The organism is Escherichia sp. HH26CH, assembly GCF_009820205.1.
Taxonomy (GTDB): Bacteria; Pseudomonadota; Gammaproteobacteria; order Enterobacterales; family Enterobacteriaceae; genus Escherichia; species Escherichia coli_F.
In genome coordinates, this window is sequence record NZ_VNXM01000053.1 from 1 (window position 1) to 17,852 (window position 17,852).

The 17,852-nt window shown below is 52.8% G+C and carries 17 protein-coding genes; 3 read left to right on the forward strand and 14 right to left on the reverse strand.

What is annotated here, in order from left to right; genetic code table 11:
- Positions 1-98: 98 nt before the first annotated feature.
- Genes hemG through pepQ form a run of 4 tightly spaced genes read right to left on the reverse strand, consistent with a single transcriptional unit; the run spans position 99 to position 4,097 of the window.
- Positions 99-650, reverse strand: coding sequence for a menaquinone-dependent protoporphyrinogen IX dehydrogenase (hemG, locus tag FQ015_RS17010; protein WP_160524301.1), 552 nt, complete (start codon positions 648-650; stop codon positions 99-101).
- An 11-nt stretch (positions 651-661) separates the two neighbouring features.
- Positions 662-2,113 carry a Trk system potassium transporter TrkH gene (gene trkH / locus FQ015_RS17015; protein ID WP_000545683.1) on the reverse strand — a complete coding sequence of 484 codons (1,452 nt, stop codon included), beginning with the start codon at positions 2,111-2,113 and terminating at the stop codon, positions 662-664.
- A gap of 38 nt (positions 2,114-2,151) precedes the next feature.
- Positions 2,152-2,766: an IMPACT family protein gene (locus FQ015_RS17020; protein ID WP_097470667.1), complete on the reverse strand. Its 615-nt coding sequence runs from the start codon at positions 2,764-2,766 to the stop codon at positions 2,152-2,154.
- On the reverse strand, positions 2,766-4,097 hold the full coding sequence (gene pepQ, locus FQ015_RS17025) for a Xaa-Pro dipeptidase (protein ID WP_000444561.1): 1,332 nt from the start codon (positions 4,095-4,097) through the stop codon (positions 2,766-2,768). The genes FQ015_RS17020 and pepQ overlap by 1 nt, the downstream gene beginning before the upstream one ends.
- A 189-nt stretch (positions 4,098-4,286) precedes the next feature.
- On the opposite strand from pepQ, the gene fadB reads away from it, so the two are divergent.
- Both fadB and fadA read left to right on the forward strand, forming a co-directional pair.
- Positions 4,287-6,476 (forward strand): fatty acid oxidation complex subunit alpha FadB, encoded by a 2,190-nt coding sequence (gene fadB / locus FQ015_RS17030; protein ID WP_000965930.1) that lies wholly within the window; start codon positions 4,287-4,289, stop codon positions 6,474-6,476.
- A 9-nt stretch (positions 6,477-6,485) separates the two neighbouring features.
- Positions 6,486-7,649, forward strand: coding sequence for an acetyl-CoA C-acyltransferase FadA (fadA, locus tag FQ015_RS17035; RefSeq protein WP_039020301.1), 1,164 nt, complete (start codon positions 6,486-6,488; stop codon positions 7,647-7,649).
- Between the two features lie 290 nt (positions 7,650-7,939).
- Here the strand turns inward: fadA and fre are convergent, their stop codons facing one another.
- Together fre and ubiD are read right to left on the reverse strand one after the other, a co-directional pair.
- Positions 7,940-8,641, reverse strand: coding sequence for an NAD(P)H-flavin reductase (gene fre, locus FQ015_RS17040; protein ID WP_001353704.1), 702 nt, complete (start codon positions 8,639-8,641; stop codon positions 7,940-7,942).
- A 45-nt stretch (positions 8,642-8,686) separates the two neighbouring features.
- Positions 8,687-10,180, reverse strand: a complete 1,494-nt coding sequence (gene ubiD / locus FQ015_RS17045; RefSeq protein WP_059337559.1) for a 4-hydroxy-3-polyprenylbenzoate decarboxylase — start codon at positions 10,178-10,180, stop codon at positions 8,687-8,689.
- 166 nt (positions 10,181-10,346) lie between these two features.
- On the opposite strand from ubiD, the gene rfaH reads away from it, so the two are divergent.
- A complete protein-coding gene (gene rfaH, locus FQ015_RS17050) occupies positions 10,347-10,835 on the forward strand; it encodes a transcription/translation regulatory transformer protein RfaH (RefSeq protein WP_001192404.1) in 489 nt (162 codons plus the stop codon).
- Here rfaH and tatD read toward each other — a convergent pair.
- From tatD to rmuC, 8 genes are all read right to left on the reverse strand, one after another.
- On the reverse strand, positions 10,832-11,614 hold the full coding sequence (gene tatD / locus FQ015_RS17055) for a 3'-5' ssDNA/RNA exonuclease TatD (RefSeq protein ID WP_160524302.1): 783 nt from the start codon (positions 11,612-11,614) through the stop codon (positions 10,832-10,834). The two genes, rfaH and tatD, sit on opposite strands and share 4 nt — an antisense overlap.
- 41 nt (positions 11,615-11,655) lie before the next feature.
- Entirely contained in the window at positions 11,656-12,432 is a 777-nt protein-coding gene (gene tatC, locus FQ015_RS17060) for a Sec-independent protein translocase subunit TatC (RefSeq protein ID WP_000109943.1), read from the reverse strand.
- Between the two features lie 2 nt (positions 12,433-12,434).
- Entirely contained in the window at positions 12,435-12,950 is a 516-nt protein-coding gene (gene tatB / locus FQ015_RS17065) for a Sec-independent protein translocase protein TatB (protein WP_000459594.1), read from the reverse strand.
- A 3-nt stretch (positions 12,951-12,953) separates the two neighbouring features.
- Positions 12,954-13,223, reverse strand: coding sequence for a Sec-independent protein translocase subunit TatA (gene tatA / locus FQ015_RS17070; RefSeq protein ID WP_001295260.1), 270 nt, complete (start codon positions 13,221-13,223; stop codon positions 12,954-12,956).
- Between the two features lie 78 nt (positions 13,224-13,301).
- The gene (gene ubiB / locus FQ015_RS17075; RefSeq protein WP_000187541.1) at positions 13,302-14,942 is read right to left on the reverse strand and encodes a ubiquinone biosynthesis regulatory protein kinase UbiB; all 1,641 of its coding nucleotides are present in this window, start codon (positions 14,940-14,942) and stop codon (positions 13,302-13,304) included.
- Positions 14,939-15,544: a ubiquinone biosynthesis protein UbiJ gene (ubiJ, locus tag FQ015_RS17080; protein WP_160524303.1), complete on the reverse strand. Its 606-nt coding sequence runs from the start codon at positions 15,542-15,544 to the stop codon at positions 14,939-14,941. The genes ubiB and ubiJ overlap by 4 nt, the downstream gene beginning before the upstream one ends.
- A 13-nt stretch (positions 15,545-15,557) precedes the next feature.
- Positions 15,558-16,313: a bifunctional demethylmenaquinone methyltransferase/2-methoxy-6-polyprenyl-1,4-benzoquinol methylase UbiE gene (gene ubiE, locus FQ015_RS17085; protein WP_000227958.1), complete on the reverse strand. Its 756-nt coding sequence runs from the start codon at positions 16,311-16,313 to the stop codon at positions 15,558-15,560.
- A gap of 94 nt (positions 16,314-16,407) precedes the next feature.
- Positions 16,408-17,835, reverse strand: a complete 1,428-nt coding sequence (gene rmuC / locus FQ015_RS17090) for a DNA recombination protein RmuC (RefSeq protein WP_160524304.1) — start codon at positions 17,833-17,835, stop codon at positions 16,408-16,410.
- Between the last annotated feature and the right edge of the window lie 17 nt (positions 17,836-17,852).

Genomic DNA, 17,852 nt, shown 5'->3' on the forward strand with positions numbered 1-17,852 from the left:
GCCGTTGTTCCGTGTCAGTGGTGGCGCATTATAGGGAGTTATTCCGGCCTGACAAGAGGAAATTTAAAATAATTTTCTGACCGCGCATTTTTTATTCTTTATGCTTGTTTCAGCGTCGGTTTGTCGGTTAAATGGGCGATTTCTCGGGCGAAATTCGCCACCTGCTGCCAATCGGTATAGACAACTTCTTTGCGCGTATCCGTTTCACCGCCTGACATCTTCATAATCAGCTTGATCATAAAGCGGTCGTACCAGCGGTAACGTGGATAACGCAGCGCCCCGGCAATGACCGCGCAGCGATCGGGACGCCATTGTGAACTCATCAGAAACTTCCGCGCGTAGCTATTGGTCTGTGGAGTACGCTTCTCCGGTTTACGCGCCACCAGGTTTACGGAGTAAAAGGCGCTCGGCATCGAATTCAGCCGCGTCGCATGCTTTTTGACAAATTCCTGGAACGCAGAGTGGTAGTGACCGTAGCGAATAGAAGCGCCAATGACCACGCGATCGTAGTTTTCCCACTGGGGTTCTTCAATGCGATGCACATTAGCGACATCTGCCTGGATCCCCAATTCTTTCAGTTCCGAAGCCAGGTAGGCGGCAATCTCGCGCGTTTGTCCGTCCCTTGTTGAGAAAAGAATTAATGTTTTCACGTATTACTCCATCATTCACGCCAGAAAGTCGGGGTAAAGAGCACCAGTAATGTAAAGACCTCGAGACGACCAAACAGCATATTGGCAATCAGGATCCATTTAGCCACCGGGTTCATACTGGTAAAGTTATCAGCAACCACGCCAAGCCCTGGTCCCAGGTTATTCAATGTCGCAACAACCGAGGCAAAGGCAGAAAAGTCATCCACCCCCGTGGCGATAATCGCCAGCATACTGACAATAAACACCAATGCATAGGCGGAGAAAAATCCCCAAACGGCTTCGAGGATACGTTCCGGCAGTGCGCGATTCCCCAGCTTAATGCTATACACGGCGTTCGGGTGCACCAGTCGTTTCAGCTCACGGTTCCCCTGCTTAAACAGCAGCAGAATGCGGATCACTTTCAGGCCACCGCCCGTAGACCCGGCGCAACCGCCAATAAATGCTGAACATAAAAGCAGTACCGGCAAAAAGAGCGGCCAGCGGGCAATGCTATCTGTCGTAAATCCGGCGGTCGTCGCCATCGACACCACCTGAAAAAACGCCTGGTTAATTGTCATCAGCGCCGAACTGTAGACATTATGAAACCACAGCACGAGGGTACAAATAACCACCAGCGTAAACTGTACGCCGATAAACATGCGAAATTCCGGATCGCGCCAATAAACCTTCAGACTACGCCCACTTAACAGTGAAAAGTGCAGACCGTAGTTACAGCCGGAGATCAGCAGGAAGATAGCAATGATGGTGTTAATAGTCGGGCTGTCGAAATAACCGATACTGGCATCATGTGTCGAGAAGCCGCCAATAGCGATAGTCGCAAAGCTATGGCCGATGGCATCAAAGGCATCCATTCCGGCAAACCACAACGCCAGCGCACAGGCGACGGTCAGCAAGACATAAATCAACCACAGGGTTTTCGCCGTTTCCGCAATTCGCGGGCGCATTTTGTTATCTTTCAGCGGGCCGGGCATTTCCGCGCGATAGAGCTGCATCCCCCCCACGCCGAGGATAGGCAGTATCGCAACCGCCAACACGATGATCCCCATCCCGCCAAACCATTGCAGCATCTGGCGATAAAAGAGGATTGCGTGAGGAAGTGTATCCAGCCCCACCAGCGTAGTGGCCCCCGTGGTAGTCAGACCGGAGAAAGATTCAAAAAACGCATCGGTAATCGTGAGGTTTGGGCTTTCCGAAAAGATAAAAGGGAGCGCACCGACGCTACCCAACACGGTCCAGAACAGCACCACTATCAGAAACCCTTCACGGGATTTCAGTTCGCCCTTCTCTTTGCGGTTCGGCCACCACAGCATAGAGCCAATGGCGAGGGCGACAAAAAAGGTCTGGGTAAAAGCGCGGCCCGCTCCATCCCGGTAGATGAGTGCTACCAGCCCAGGGATAATCATGGTCCCTGAAAATAAGATGACCAGTAGTCCAACGATTCGGGTAATGGCGCGAAAATGCATCTCTGCCGCTTCCTTAGTTCTGCAAAACGAAGTGGGGATTATTCTTCAATCGCTAACAATTGCAATGAACCACGGCTAAAATCCGCCAGCTTTGCGGAAAATTCAGCCACTTTCGCCGCCGGAAGCGCCACCCGCAGCAGAACGAATGCCTGATAATCACTGTTGATAATTTTGCCGCCACACTGCCCCAGCAACGCTTCAATGCCGGTTAACTGACTATATTCACATTGCAAAGTATATTCGGTTAATGGCGTCTTGCGTTGGGTCGTTAGCTGGCGCAGTGCCTGATTCACGCCGCCGCCATACGCTTTCACTAACCCACCGGTGCCCAGCAATATGCCGCCGTAGTAGCGCACCACCACGGCGGTAATTTCCCCGACGCCGCTGCCCATAAGTTGGGCGAGCATCGGTTTACCTGCCGTTCCCGCCGGTTCCCCGTCATCAGAGAAACCCAACTGTTGTGAATCATCCGGCGCACCCGCCACCCACGCCACGCAATGGTGGCGGGCATCGGGGTGTTCTGCCCGCACCGATTCAACAAACGCTTTCGCCGCCTCAACGCCATCGGTATGAGCCAACATCGTTATGAAGCGGCTCTTTTTGATCTCTTCAACGACCGTGACCGGTGCCGCAGGAATTAACCAGCTTTCCATCACGCCAGTTTCAGATCCCGGGTCATGTTTTCCACGTTGTTTTCGTGGATCACCACGTTGTCTTCGATACGAATGCCGCCGAACGGTTTCAGTGCTTCAATTTTCTGCCAGTTAAAGTGTTTACTGAACTGCCCTTCACGCCACGGCGCCAGCAGTGATTCGATGAAGTAGATACCCGGTTCGATGGTTAACACCATACCCGGCTGAAGAATACGGGTGCAGCGCAGGTACGGATATTTTGCCGGTGCCGCGAGGTGCGTACCGCTATCATCCTGCATAAAACCGGCCACGTCATGCACCTGCAGGCCCAGCGGATGGCCGATACCGTGCGGCATAAACGGTCCGGTAAGATCATTTTCGACCATCGCCTCTTCACTCATATCGGTGATGATTTGATGCTTACGCAGCAGTTTGGCGATGCGCTGATGGAACTGGATGTGGTAATCCACATAGCTGACGCCTGCTTTCATGGTAGCGATCAGCGCCAGTTGTTCATCATTTACGTCTTTCACCAGCTGTGCATAGTCGTTGTCGCTTTTTGCCGACCAGGTACGAGTCAGGTCAGCCGCATAGCCGTTATATTCGGCCCCGGCATCCAGCAGGAAGCTGCGCATCTCTTCCGGTGCCTGGTGGTCCAGTTTGGTGTAATGCAACACCGCAGCGTGTTCGTTAAGCGCCACAATGTTGCTATAAGGTACGTCGGTATCACGATGACCGGTCGCGGTCAGATAGGCAATGTTGATATCGAACTCGCTCATGCCAGAACGGAACGCTTCTTCTGCCGCGCGATGACCGTTGACCGCCATTTTCTGCGCTTCACGCATACAGGCCAGTTCGTACTCGGTTTTGAAGGAGCGGTAGTAATGCAGGTAGTCGATCACCCCTTTCGGGTTGATATTGCTGGCCTCAATACCCAGTTGCAGCGCACGTTCCGGCACCGGACCGATATAACCGATATTGCCGCGCGCAGCTGGCAACAGGCTACCAATGCCATCGGCTTTCGGCAGCGCAATTACTTCCACATCCTCAGTCCAGAAGGAGGTCGGCAGTGGTTCGACGTTGTGCCAGTAATCAACCGGCAGATAAAACCACAGTTTCGGCTTGTTCACGCCATCTACCAGCAACCAGCAGTTTGGCACCTGGGTTACCGGCACCCACGCTTTGAATTGCGGGTTCACTTTAAAAGGATAGGGATGATCGTCGAGAAAAACGTTGAACAGTTCGCCGGAGTGAATAAGTAACGCATCCAGTTTGAAGCGCGCCAGCGCATCGCGAGTCCGTTCCTGTAAGGTAGCTATATGATTTTTATAGAGCGAGGCCAGTGATTCCATTTTTTACCCTTCTGTTTTTTTGACCTTAAGTCTCCGCATCTTAGCACATCGTTCATTCAGAGCGTGATTTCTGCCGAGCGTGATCAGATCGGCATTTCTTTAATCTTTTATTTGCATATTTTTAACACAAAATACACACTTCGATGCATCTGGTACGACCAGATCACCTTGCGGATTCAGGAGACTGACATGCTTTACAAAGGCGACACCCTGTACCTTGACTGGCTGGAAGATGGCATTGCCGAACTGGTATTTGATGCCCCAGGTTCAGTTAATAAACTCGACACTGCGACCGTCGCCAGCCTCGGCGAGGCCATCGGCGTGCTGGAACAGCAATCAGATCTAAAAGGGCTGCTGCTGCGTTCGAACAAAGCAGCCTTTATCGTCGGTGCTGATATCACCGAATTTTTGTCCCTGTTCCTCGTTCCTGAAGAACAGTTAAGTCAGTGGCTGCACTTTGCCAATAGCGTGTTTAATCGCCTGGAAGATCTGCCGGTGCCGACCATTGCTGCCGTCAACGGCTATGCGCTGGGCGGTGGCTGCGAATGCGTGCTGGCGACCGATTATCGTCTGGCGACGCCGGATCTGCGCATCGGTCTGCCGGAAACCAAACTGGGCATTATGCCGGGCTTTGGCGGTTCTGTACGTATGCCACGTATGCTCGGTGCTGATAGTGCGCTGGAAATCATTGCCGCCGGTAAAGATGTCGGCGCGGATCAGGCGCTGAAAATCGGTCTGGTGGATGGCGTAGTCAAAGCAGAAAAACTGGTTGAAGGCGCGAAGGCGATTTTACGTCAGGCCATTAACGGCGACCTCGACTGGAAAGCGAAACGTCAGCCGAAGCTGGAACCGCTAAAACTGAGCAAGATTGAAGCCACCATGAGCTTCACCATCGCTAAAGGAATGGTCGCACAAACAGCAGGGAAACATTACCCCGCACCCATCACCGCAGTAAAAACCATTGAAGCGGCTGCCCGTTTTGGTCGTGAAGAAGCATTAAATCTGGAAAACAAAAGTTTTGTCCCGCTGGCGCATACCAACGAAGCTCGCGCACTGGTCGGCATTTTCCTTAACGATCAATATGTAAAAGGCAAAGCAAAGAAACTCACCAAAGACGTTGAAACCCCAAAACAGGCCGCTGTGCTGGGCGCAGGCATTATGGGCGGCGGCATTGCTTACCAGTCTGCGTGGAAAGGCGTGCCGGTTGTCATGAAAGATATCAATGACAAGTCGTTAACCCTCGGTATGACTGAAGCCGCAAAACTGCTGAACAAGCAGCTTGAGCGCGGCAAGATCGACGGTCTGAAACTGGCTGGCGTGATCTCCACGATTCATCCAACGCTCGACTACGCCGGGTTTGATCGCGTGGACGTTGTGGTAGAAGCGGTTGTCGAAAACCCGAAAGTGAAAAAAGCCGTGCTGGCAGAAACCGAGCAGAAAGTACGCCCGGATACCGTGCTGGCTTCCAATACTTCAACCATTCCTATCAGCGAACTGGCCAACGCGCTGGAACGCCCGGAAAACTTCTGCGGGATGCATTTCTTTAACCCAGTGCACCGGATGCCGTTGGTGGAAATTATTCGCGGTGAGAAAAGCTCCGACGAAACCATCGCGAAAGTTGTCGCATGGGCGAGCAAGATGGGTAAAACGCCAATTGTGGTTAATGACTGCCCCGGCTTCTTTGTTAACCGCGTGCTGTTCCCCTATTTCGCCGGTTTCAGCCAGCTGCTGCGCGACGGCGCGGATTTTCGCAAGATCGACAAAGTGATGGAAAAACAGTTTGGCTGGCCGATGGGTCCGGCATACCTGCTGGATGTCGTGGGCATTGATACCGCGCATCACGCCCAGGCAGTGATGGCAGCAGGTTTCCCGCAGCGGATGCAGAAAGATTATCGCGATGCCATCGACGCACTGTTTGATGCCAACCGTTTTGGTCAGAAGAACGGCCTCGGTTTCTGGCGTTATAAAGAAGACAGCAAAGGTAAGCCGAAGAAAGAAGAAGATGCCGCCGTTGACGACCTGCTGGCAGAAGTCAGCCAGCCGAAGCGCGATTTCAGCGAAGAAGAGATTATCGCCCGCATGATGATCCCGATGGTCAACGAAGTGGTGCGTTGTCTGGAGGAAGGCATTATCGCCACTCCGGCAGAAGCCGATATGGCACTGGTCTACGGCCTGGGCTTCCCTCCGTTCCACGGCGGTGCGTTCCGCTGGCTGGACACCCTCGGTAGCGCAAAATATCTCGATATGGCACAGCAATATCAGCACCTCGGCCCGCTGTATGAAGTGCCGGAAGGTCTGCGTAATAAAGCGCGTCATAACGAACCGTACTATCCCCCGGTTGAGCCAGCCCGTCCGGTTGGCGACCTGAAAACGGCTTAAGGAGTCACAATGGAACAGGTTGTCATTGTCGATGCAATTCGTACCCCGATGGGCCGTTCGAAGGGCGGTGCTTTTCGTCACGTGCGTGCGGAAGATCTCTCCGCTCATTTAATGCGTAGCCTGCTGGCGCGTAACCCGGCGCTGGAAGCAGCGGCCCTCGATGATATTTACTGGGGTTGTGTGCAGCAGACGCTAGAGCAAGGTTTTAACATCGCCCGTAACGCGGCGCTGTTGGCAGAAGTGCCGCATTCTGTCCCAGCGATCACCGTCAATCGCTTGTGCGGTTCATCCATGCAGGCACTGCATGACGCAGCACGGATGATTATGACTGGCGATGCACAGGCATGTCTGGTCGGTGGCGTGGAGCATATGGGCCATGTGCCGATGAGTCACGGCGTCGATTTTCACCCCGGCCTGAGCCGCAATGTCGCCAAAGCGGCGGGCATGATGGGCTTAACGGCAGAAATGCTGGCGCGTATGCACGGTATCAGCCGTGAAATGCAGGATGCCTTTGCCGCGCGATCACACGCCCGCGCCTGGGCCGCCACGCAGTCGGGCGCATTTAAAAATGAAATCATCCCGACCGGTGGTCACGATGCCGACGGCGTCCTGAAGCAGTTTAATTACGACGAAGTGATTCGGCCGGAAACCACCGTGGAAGCCCTCGCCACGCTGCGTCCGGCGTTCGATCCAGTCAGCGGCACGGTAACGGCGGGTACGTCTTCCGCTCTCTCCGATGGCGCTGCAGCCATGCTGGTGATGAGTGAAAGCCGCGCCCGTGAATTAGGTCTTAAGCCACGCGCCCGCGTACGTTCGATGGCGGTCGTTGGTTGTGACCCGTCGATTATGGGTTACGGCCCGGTTCCAGCCTCGAAGCTGGCGCTGAAAAAAGCGGGGCTTTCTGCCAGCGATATCGGCGTGTTTGAAATGAATGAAGCTTTTGCCGCGCAGATCCTGCCATGTATTAAAGATCTGGGGCTAATGGAGCAGATTGACGAGAAGATCAACCTCAACGGTGGCGCGATCGCGCTGGGTCATCCGCTGGGTTGTTCCGGTGCGCGTATCAGCACCACGCTGCTGAATCTGATGGAACGCAAAGACGTTCAGTTTGGTCTGGCGACGATGTGTATCGGTCTGGGTCAGGGTATTGCAACGGTGTTTGAGCGGGTTTAAACACTTGCCGGATGCGGCGTGAATGCCTTATCCGGTCTACCGACCCGGCACTAATGTAGGCCTGATAAGACGCGCCAGCGCCGCATCAGGCATCGATTGCCGGATGCGGCGTAAACGCCTTATCCGGCCTACCGACCCGGCACCAATGTAGGCCTGATAAGACGCACCAGCGTCGCATCAGGCATCGTGCATCGATTGCCGGATGCGACATAGATCTAAATGCCACTGTATCACTGTATAAAGTTTTAGTTGCCGTTCTTCCCGCCTGTCAGGGGCGGGTTTTTTATATCTCAGATAAATGCAAACGCATCGCCAAACAGGCGATCTTCCCGCGCATTACGCTCGCTGCAAAACAGGTCACGGGCAATTTTCGCCATCTCAAAACGTCCGGCAATATAGATATCATGCTCTGCCAACGTACCATGATCCTGCAATACCGCCGTTAACACGGTGCCAGTACGCCCACGCCAGCCCGCTTCCGGTTGTTCAACCACCGGCACCACTTGCAAACCTGGATGCTTAAGCGAAAGCGCCTCAAGCTCGGAGAGATCATACAGATGCTGCTCTTCACGCCCGCCCCAGTAAATGGTGATATCACGGTTTGGGTTACGCGCCAACGCTGTCAGCAAAATCGAGCGGGCATAAGAGAACCCGGTGCCGCCCGCAATCAAAATCATCGGACGCTCTTCATCATCGCGCAGCCACGCTTCTCCGTGGGGAATATCGACCACGATTTGATGATCTTTGAGGATGCGGTCCATGACTGCTTTCGCGTAAAGGTTGATTTCAGAAGCGCCAATATGCAGCTCGATAAACTCTTTTTCATCCGGCGTCGAAGCCATTGAGAATGGACGTTTATCGCGCTCATCCATCACCACCATCAAATACTGACCAGCACGAAAAGAAAAGGCCGCGTCTGGCACGATGCGGACACGATATACGGTATCCGTGATAGCTTCTACCGAGGTCACTTTACAGCTTAAGGTTGTCATGCGCTTTCTCTGTCGGATCGATAAATAGGGCAAAACAAACGCGCATCAGGCGCTTTTACCGTTGTTAAAAATAGCCAGTTCATCCCAGATGGCGTCAATATGCGCGACAACATCTGGATCTTTTTTGATGGGACGTCCCCATTCACGCTGGGTTTCCCCCGGCCATTTATTCGTGGCATCCAGCCCCATTTTTGAACCCAGCCCGGAGACAGGCGAGGCAAAATCCAGATAATCAATAGGCGTATTTTCTACCAGAACAGTATCCCGAACCGGGTCCATACGGGTGGTAATCGCCCAAATCACATCGTTCCAGTCGCGTGCGTTGACGTCATCATCGCAAACGATCACAAATTTAGTGTACATAAACTGGCGTAAGAACGACCAGACGCCCATCATGACGCGCTTCGCGTGTCCGGCGTACTGTTTTTTGATCGTCACTACCGCCAGGCGATAAGAGCAGCCTTCCGGCGGCAGGTAAAAATCGACAATTTCCGGGAACTGTTTTTGCAGAATCGGCACAAACACTTCGTTCAGTGCGACACCCAGCACCGCAGGTTCATCCGGCGGACGCCCGGTATAGGTGGAATGATAAATCGCATCTTCACGCTGGGTAATATGCGTCACAGTAAATACCGGGAAACTATCGACTTCGTTATAGTAACCGGTGTGGTCGCCATACGGCCCTTCCGGCGCCGTTTCACCTTGTTCGATATACCCTTCCAGCACAATCTCCGCACTGGCGGGCACTTCAAGGTCATTGGAGATACACTTCACCACTTCGGTCTTGGTGCCGCGCAGCAATCCGGCAAACGCATACTCTGAAAGCGTATCCGGAACGGGGGTGACTGCACCGAGAATCGTGGCGGGATCAGCACCCAGCGCCACAGAAACCGGGAAACGTTCGCCCGGATGCGCCGCACACCACTCCTGATAATCCAGCGCGCCGCCGCGATGCGACAGCCAGCGCATAATCAGTTTGTTTTTACCAATTAGCTGCTGGCGATAAATGCCCAGATTCTGCCGCTCTTTATGCGGGCCGCGCGTCACTGTCAGCCCCCAGGTAATCAGCGGCGCGGCATCTTCCGGCCAGCAAGTCATAATGGGAATGCGGTTAAGATCGACGTCATCGCCAGAGACGATTTTTTGTTGACAGGGCGCACCACGCAGTCGCTTTGTCGGCATGTTTAACACTTGCTTAAACTGCGGCAGTTTATCAAACAGGTCGCGGAAACCTTTTGGCGGCTCCGGCTCTTTCAGAAAAGCCAATAATTTACCCACTTCACGCAGCGCCGAAACATCTTCCTGCCCCATGCCCATCGCCACGCGCTTCGGCGTACCGAACAGGTTGCACAGCACTGGCATTGAGTACCCTTTAGGGTTTTCGAATAACAGCGCAGGCCCACCGGCACGCAAAGTGCGGTCAGCAATTTCAGTGATTTCCAGATGCGGATCCACCGGGAGCGTGATACGTTTTAGCTCACCCTGCTGTTCAAGCAGCGTCAGGAAGTCGCGTAAATCGTTATATTTCATGGCATCCATTGTAGCCTCTTAATCTGCGCCCATTATACGGCGTTCATCTTTGCGATGCTGTAAATTTGTTAAATTAGCGTGAACTCTGACGGTATAACGCAAACCGGGGAATATAATTAACTTAGCGTAAAGCTTTTGCTATCCTTGCGCCCCGATTAAACGGATAAGAGTCATTATGCAATCCTGGTATTTACTGTACTGCAAGCGCGGGCAACTTCAACGTGCCCAGGAACACCTTGAGAGACAGGCGGTTAATTGCCTGGCTCCGATGATCACCCTGGAAAAAATCGTACGGGGTAAACGTACCGCAGTCAGTGAACCGTTATTCCCTAACTACCTGTTTGTGGAATTTGATCCAGAAGTGATTCATACCACGACTATCAGCGCTACACGTGGCGTCAGCCACTTTGTGCGCTTTGGTGCGTCGCCAGCGATAGTCCCATCGGCGGTGATTCATCAGCTATCGGTATATAAACCGAAAGACATTGTCGATCCGGCAACCCCTTATCCGGGTGATAAGGTGATTATTACCGAAGGCGCGTTCGAAGGTTTTCAGGCCATTTTCACCGAACCCGACGGTGAGGCTCGCTCCATGCTATTGCTTAATCTTATTAATAAAGAGATTAAGCACAGTGTGAAGAACACCGAGTTCCGCAAACTCTAAAACGCAATCCCAAACAGTGTTTTAACATTGGCATCCGTGGTGGCAGCCAGCCATGCGGCATCTTCTCCACGCCAGTGCGCAATACGTTGCAAAATATGGGGCAGATGGGCTGGCTCGTTGCGCCGGGATGATGGCTTCGGCGTGAGATCGCGCGGGAGCAAATACGGCGCATCAGTTTCGATCAGCAATTTCTCCGCCGGAATCAACGGCAACAATTCCCGCAGCTCCAGCCCGCGTCGTTCATCGCAAACCCAACCGGTAATGCCGATATAAATTCCACGCGCCGCGCACGCCTGCATCTCTTCACGTGTACCGGTAAAGCAATGAAGAACTGCACCAGGCAGTTTATCCAGCCACGGCTCCAGCAAGGTTATAAACCGATCGTGGGCATCGCGACAGTGCATAAATACCGGCATGTTTAATTCTGCAGCAATGCGTAGCTGGGCAACAAAAGCACATTCCTGCTCTTCTGGTGTAGAAAAGTTGCGGTTAAAGTCGAGGCCACACTCACCAATCGCCACCACTTCTGGCTGCGAGGCCAGTTCAAAGATCGCTTCTTCGGTCGCTGCTTGCCACTGGCTGCTGTCGTGAGGATGTACGCCCGCCGTTGACCAACAGGATGAATACTGACGCGCCAGTTTTTGTGCCTGCTGGCTTTCGTGCAGGTTAGTGCCAGTGATGAGCAGCCCATCAACTCCTGCGTCAAAAGCGCGTGCTACAACATCATCACGGTCTTTCGCAAATTGCGAACTGGTCAAATTAACGCCGATATCAAACATCCTGTACTCCATATGACAACCGCCCTGACGGGCGGTTGAATTTATTCTTCAGTTTTTTCGCTTTCTGCTTCAGCGTCGTTTTCTTCTTCCCGGTTTCGACCCTTACCAACGTAAAAGCGTGAGAAGAAGACACCGATTTCAAACAGGCAGTACATCGGGATCGCCAGCAGCGTTTGCGAGAAGACATCCGGCGGCGTCAGCAGCATCCCGACAACAAATGCGCCAACCAGCACATACGGACGTTTTTTGCGTAAGTCTTCTGGCGAGGTAATTCCCATCCAGCACAGCAGCACAATTGCCACCGGCACTTCAAAGGAGACACCAAACGCCATAAACAGCGCCATAACGAAGCTTAAATAGCTGGCGATGTCGGTGGATACCTGTACCCCTTCCGGCGCGGTATTGGCAAGGAAGCCAAATGCCAGCGGAAAGACCACAAAGTAGGCGAACGCCATGCCGATATAAAACAACAGAGAGCTGGAAACCAGCAGCGGCACCACCAGGCGACGTTCATGCTTATACAGCGCTGGGGCGATAAACGCCCACACCTGATAGAGAATCACCGGCGCTGACAGAATCAGCGACACCATAAAGGTCAGCTTGATCGGCGTAAAGAACGGTGAGGCCACGTCGGTGGCGATCATCGTTGAACCTTGCGGCAACTGCTTGATCAATGGCGCGGATACCAGGTGATAGATGTCATTGGCGAAATAGACCAGACACAGGAATATCACGATCACCGCGATAATGCAGTTCAGCAGACGCTTACGCAGCTCAATCAGATGCGTGATAAGCGGTTGAGTATCTTCTACAGACATGTTTACGGTTTATCACTCGACGAAGGGGAAGGTGCAGCGGTTTTCGGTTCAGCGTCCGCAGCAGGTTTTACCACCGGCTCTGGCGTGGTTTCTGGCTTCTGTTCCGGCGAACTGGCCTGCGTTTGTGCAGCGGCAGGCGTTACGCCTTCATGCGCAGCTTCATTATCTTTCACCACCGGATTATGGATGGTGTGCGCTTCATCGCTCGCCTTTTCAGGATCGTTTGCAACGTAGGAACGCTTCATCGACTCCGCGGCCTGGCGTAGTTCATCCATCGACGCTTTCAGTTCGGGCGTCAGGTTAGTGAGGCTCGCCTTTTCAACCTTTTTCAGGCTGTCCTGAAACTCCTGGAGTTTTAACTCCTGGGTCAGTTCGTTCTGCACCGTTGTCGCCAGTGAACGCAACGCGCGAATCCAGCCCGCTACCGTTTTTACCGCCACAGGCAGTCGTTGCGGCCCCAGAACGACGAGGCCGATGATGAACACCAATAGCAGTTCGCTAAAACCGATATCAAACACGGATTACACCTGCTCTTTATCGTGGCGCTTCGCGTCTTCTGTTTTAGCCTGTTCCTGATTCGTATCCGCCTGCTTATCGGCGATAGTTTTCGCAGTAAAATCAGCATCCTGACTGGTTTTATCCTGCTTTGGTTCATCATCGCTCATTGCTTTTTTAAAGCCTTTGATCGACGCACCAAGATCGGAACCGATGGAGCCGAGCTTTTTGGTGCCAAAAAGCAGTACAACGATGACGGCAATAATCAATAACTGCCAAATACTGATACCACCCATACATGTTCCTCTGTGGTAGATGATGATTAAACAAGGCCGCATTATACGTTACACGGCCCGCCTTGAGCGATGAAAAAATCAGCGTGTTTTGCGCCAACCGACAAACCAGGCGATCAGACCACCTGCCATTAACCAGCCGGGCATCAACCCCCATTCAGGACGGCTGACCAACAAGAATGTGCCACTTAATACTAACGTAGCGCCAATTCCGAGAAAATAACGCGATTGTCCCTGACGTACATGATTTGACTGAAGCTCGCGGGCAATCTTATCAACACTGTGCTGTAAATACTTGCCCTGGCGCAAACTGTCGTAAACCAGTTCAGGCAGTTCTGGCATTTTTTCGACCCAGAACGGCGCTTTTTCTTTAAATGCTCTCACCAGCGCAGGAATACCGACCTGATCTTTAATCCACGATTCAAGGAAAGGCTTCGCCGTTTTCCATAAATCGAGCTGCGGATAAAGCTGGCGTCCTACCCCTTCGACGTAGAGCAGGGTTTTCTGGAGTAACACCAGTTGCGGCTGCACTTCCATATTGAAGCGACGCGCCGTATTAAACAGATTTAACAGCACATGTCCAAACGAAATTTCGGCCAGCGGTTTCTCAAAGATAGGTTCACAGACCGTACGAATGGCAAATTCGAACTCTTCAACGTTGGTATCTGGCGGCACCCAGCCAGAATCGACGTGTAGCTCTGCCACTTTGCGATAGTCGCGATTAAAGAAGGCGATAAAGTTTTCCGCCAGATAGCGTTTATCTTCTTTGTTTAGCGAGCCAACGATCCCGCAATCAATGCCGATATATTTCGGGTTTTCCGGGTGTTCATAGCTTACGAAGATGTTGCCAGGGTGCATATCGGCATGGAAAAAACTGTCGCGAAAGACCTGAGTGAAGAACACCTGCACGCCGCGTTCTGCCAGCAACTTCATGTTGGTGCCGTTTTTCTCCAGCGCCGCGACATCTGAAACCGGAATGCCGTAAATGCGCTCCATCACCATCATCCCTTCACTACAATAGTCAGGGTAAACTTCCGGGATGTAGAGCATCGGGCTGTCTTCAAAATTGCGCCGAAGCTGAATGGCGTTGGCAGATTCCCGCAGCAAATTCAGTTCATCAATCAATGTCTTTTCGTACTCGCGCACCACTTCGGTTGGGCGCAGACGGCGACCATCCGGCAGCAAACGCGGCACCCAGCGAGCCAGACGGTAGATAAGTTTCAGATCCGCTTTAATGACCGGCAAAATATCCGGGCGGATGACTTTAATCACCACCTCTTTACCATTCGATTTCAATCGCGCGGTATGAACCTGGGCGATAGAAGCAGAAGCCAGCGGCTTGATTTCAAAATCGTCAAACCACGCGTCTACCGGCAAGCCGCCCATTGCAGCTTCAATCTGCTGCTTTGCCAGCTTGCCATCAAACGGAGCGACTTTGTCCTGCAATAACGCCAGCTGATCGGCAATATGTGGCGGAAAAAGATCGCGGCGGGTTGATAACATTTGCCCGAACTTGATCCATACCGGCCCCAGTTCTTGCAGGGCCAGTCGTAGCCGCTCACCTAAAGGTTTGTCTTTATGCCGATTTGGCATCCAGAATAATGAGTATCGCCATAGCCGTAGCGGCAGGGTGATACGCATTTTGGGGATCAGTTCATCAAGTCCGTAGCTTAAAAAAGTGCGAATGATGAAATATAGGCGCCGTACTTCACCTGGCGTCATTTAGCCTCCAGTTTTTCCAGCCGTTTGGTCAGGGCATCAACAGCACGCTCGACGGCAGCCGTCTCTTCCGCAAACCAGGCCACTTCAAGCGGACCAGGTGCCATACGCCACTCTTCAGTAATGGCTTCTGCCACATAACGTTGCTGGCGCTTAATGCTGTGATGCAGGAACTTTGCGCCTCCGCGCAGGGCTTTGCTGATACCTTCAGCGGCGATATCACCGGTATAAGGGGCCAGCAGTTCCGCAGGGTCGAACTCTGCCAGATCTGCCAGCGCAACGAAGTTTTGCACCACCTGAATATCGCCCTGTACTTCCAGCTCACCGCTGCGAATTAACGCAGCAAGCTGCTGGCGATCGCGAAGTTTCGGCAACACGCTGGCGTAGGCGATAACGGTGCAGTCAGCATCTCCTGCCCATTCGCCCAGCACATCGACCTGGCGTTCGCTGAACACCAGAATCAATGACGTCGAAAAGCCTTTTACCTCCACGCGCAAAACTTTACCCAGCAGACGCGAGCGGGCCGTTTTCAGCGCGGGTGAACGATACAGGAAGGTGTTGAGCAGACTTTCAATTCCTGCCGTCACTAAAGGTTTAAAAGGCATTTCCGGTCTCCTGTCAGAACTTATAACCACGATGCAGCGCCACAACCCCTGCCGTCAGGTTGTAATAGTCGACACTTTCGAATCCAGCATCCTGCATCATAGCTTTCAGGGTGTCCTGATCGGGATGCATGCGGATAGATTCAGCAAGATAACGGTAGCTGTCAGCGTCGTTCGCGACCAGTGAGCCAATACGCGGCAGCACATGGAAGGAGTAAGCGTCATAGGCCTTACTTAACGGCTCGATAATCGGCTTCGAGAACTCAAGCACCAGCAGTCGGCCGCCAGGTTTCAGAACGCGATACATTGAACGCAGAGCTTTATCTTTGTCAGTGACGTTACGCAGACCAAACGAAATGGTGATGCAATCAAAGGTGTTATCCGGGAACGGCAGCGCCTCAGCGTTCGCCTGAACATACTCAACGTTGCCAATCACACCAATATTACGCAGCTTCTCGCGGCCCATTTTGAGCATGGATTCATTGATATCAGCAAGGACCACTTTGCCAGTTTCACCCACCAGGCGGGAGAATTTCGCTGTCAGGTCGCCAGTACCGCCTGCCAGATCCAGCACGGTCTGCCCGCGGCGTACGCCACTGCAATCAATCGTGAAGCGTTTCCACAAACGATGTATGCCAAAAGACATCAAATCATTCATGACATCGTATTTCGATGCCACGGAATGGAAAACGTGGGCGACCATATCCGCTTTTTGTTCCTTCGCGACGGTCTGAAAACCAAAGTGCGTCGTTTCTTGTGACTTATCCACCATCTCAATGCCTGCTCATCAAAAAATTGTTCCAGAAGTGTAACAGATTGGGCGTCGATGCCCTAGATTTCTACCCGGCTTAACTACCCCCAATGGGCTAGCGCGACTGCTGATTATATTCATCATCGCGTTGATAAGCTTCATCATTCGGCTGCTCCGGTACCGACCGCAGTCGATACTCTTCATCCTGGCTCACCGCTTGTTCAGCCAAATCCGGATTAATCTCGCGTTTAATTTCTACTCCTAAACCGCGAAACGCTTCTGCCTGCGCCAGCACATTTCCGCGACCTGAAGAGAGTTTTTTCATTGCCTGGCGATAGTTATCCTGCGCTTTGTCCAGACTTTGACCGATCGCTGACATGTCATCAACAAACAAACGCATCTTGTCGTACAACTTGCTGGCACGATCGGCTATTTTCTGAGCGTTGCGGCTTTGATGCTCATAGCGCCAGAGGTTGGCGATAGTGCGCAGCGCCACCAGCAGCGTAGTCGGGCTAACCAGCATAATATTGTTTTTCAAAGCTTCGGTGATCAGCTCCGGCTGGCGGTCAAGCGCCAGTAAAAATGCGGGCTCAACAGGGATAAACATCAGCACGTAATCCAGCGTTCGTAGCCCCGGCAGCTGTTGATAATCTTTACGCCCCAGCAAGCGGATGTGGTTACGCACCGACGCGATATGTTCCTGTAGCGAGCTTTCGCGGGTGTAGTCGTCTTCTGCGTTGAAATAGCGTTCATAGGCGACCAGCGTCATTTTGGCGTCGATCACCACATCTTTTCCCTGCGGCAACCGCACGATGACATCCGGCTGCATCCGCGAGCGGGCGTCATTTTCGATGCTGACCTGGGTTTCATATTCATACCCTTCACGCAGACCGGAAGCCTCCAGCACACGCGTCAATACTACCTCGCCCCAGTTGCCCTGGGTTTTATTGTCGCCTTTCAGCGCACGCGTCAGGTTGATCGCTTCCTGGGCCATTTGCGCGTTGAGCTGCTGGAGATTGCGTATTTCGTGAGTCAGGGTATGGCGTTCTTGTGCTTCTTTACCGAAACTGTCCTGAACCTGACGGCGAAAACCGTCCAGTTGTTCACGTAGTGGCGACAACAGGCTGTTCAGACTCTGACGGTTTTGCTCATCAACCCGGCGATTGCTGTGCTCGAAAATACGGTTGGCGAGGTTTTCAAACTGCTCACTGAGGCGCTGTTCGCTGTTGATCATTTGGCGAATTTTATCGTCAGCATGTTGCTGTACGGCCTCCATTCGCGTGGTGACCTCACGCAGATCCGCCTCCAGCGAGGTGTTAATGCTTTGCAGACTGCGCACTTCATTATTGAGTAACTCGCACTCAGCACGCCAATGTTCGCTTTGGGTAATTTGTTGTTTTGCCGCACTTAACTCCGCGACCATCTCTTCACGTTCAGCGAATTGCTCGGCTTTTTGCTGCGCATGCTGATAACTGGCAATCAGCCAGCCAATCGCCACGCTCACCAACGCAATAACTGCGTAAACCATGATTGAGATATCCACAACGCCTCCAGCCTCAT

Bases quoted from the DNA above. Each gene is read 5' to 3' on its own strand.
- ubiD (WP_059337559.1), bottom strand. From the start codon at position 10,180: ATGGATGCCATGAAATATAACGATTTACGCGACTTCCTGACGCTGCTT.
- ubiJ (WP_160524303.1), bottom strand. From the start codon at position 15,544: ATGCCTTTTAAACCTTTAGTGACGGCAGGAATTGAAAGTCTGCTCAAC.
- FQ015_RS17020 (WP_097470667.1), bottom strand. From the start codon at position 2,766: ATGGAAAGCTGGTTAATTCCTGCGGCACCGGTCACGGTCGTTGAAGAG.
- tatA (WP_001295260.1), bottom strand. From the start codon at position 13,223: ATGGGTGGTATCAGTATTTGGCAGTTATTGATTATTGCCGTCATCGTT.
- ubiE (WP_000227958.1), bottom strand. From the start codon at position 16,313: ATGGTGGATAAGTCACAAGAAACGACGCACTTTGGTTTTCAGACCGTC.
- pepQ (WP_000444561.1), bottom strand. From the start codon at position 4,097: ATGGAATCACTGGCCTCGCTCTATAAAAATCATATAGCTACCTTACAG.
- trkH (WP_000545683.1), bottom strand. From the start codon at position 2,113: ATGCATTTTCGCGCCATTACCCGAATCGTTGGACTACTGGTCATCTTA.
- tatC (WP_000109943.1), bottom strand. From the start codon at position 12,432: ATGTCTGTAGAAGATACTCAACCGCTTATCACGCATCTGATTGAGCTG.
- fadB (WP_000965930.1), top strand. From the start codon at position 4,287: ATGCTTTACAAAGGCGACACCCTGTACCTTGACTGGCTGGAAGATGGC.
- fre (WP_001353704.1), bottom strand. From the start codon at position 8,641: ATGACAACCTTAAGCTGTAAAGTGACCTCGGTAGAAGCTATCACGGAT.
- ubiB (WP_000187541.1), bottom strand. From the start codon at position 14,942: ATGACGCCAGGTGAAGTACGGCGCCTATATTTCATCATTCGCACTTTT.
- fadA (WP_039020301.1), top strand. From the start codon at position 6,486: ATGGAACAGGTTGTCATTGTCGATGCAATTCGTACCCCGATGGGCCGT.
- tatD (WP_160524302.1), bottom strand. From the start codon at position 11,614: ATGTTTGATATCGGCGTTAATTTGACCAGTTCGCAATTTGCGAAAGAC.
- rfaH (WP_001192404.1), top strand. From the start codon at position 10,347: ATGCAATCCTGGTATTTACTGTACTGCAAGCGCGGGCAACTTCAACGT.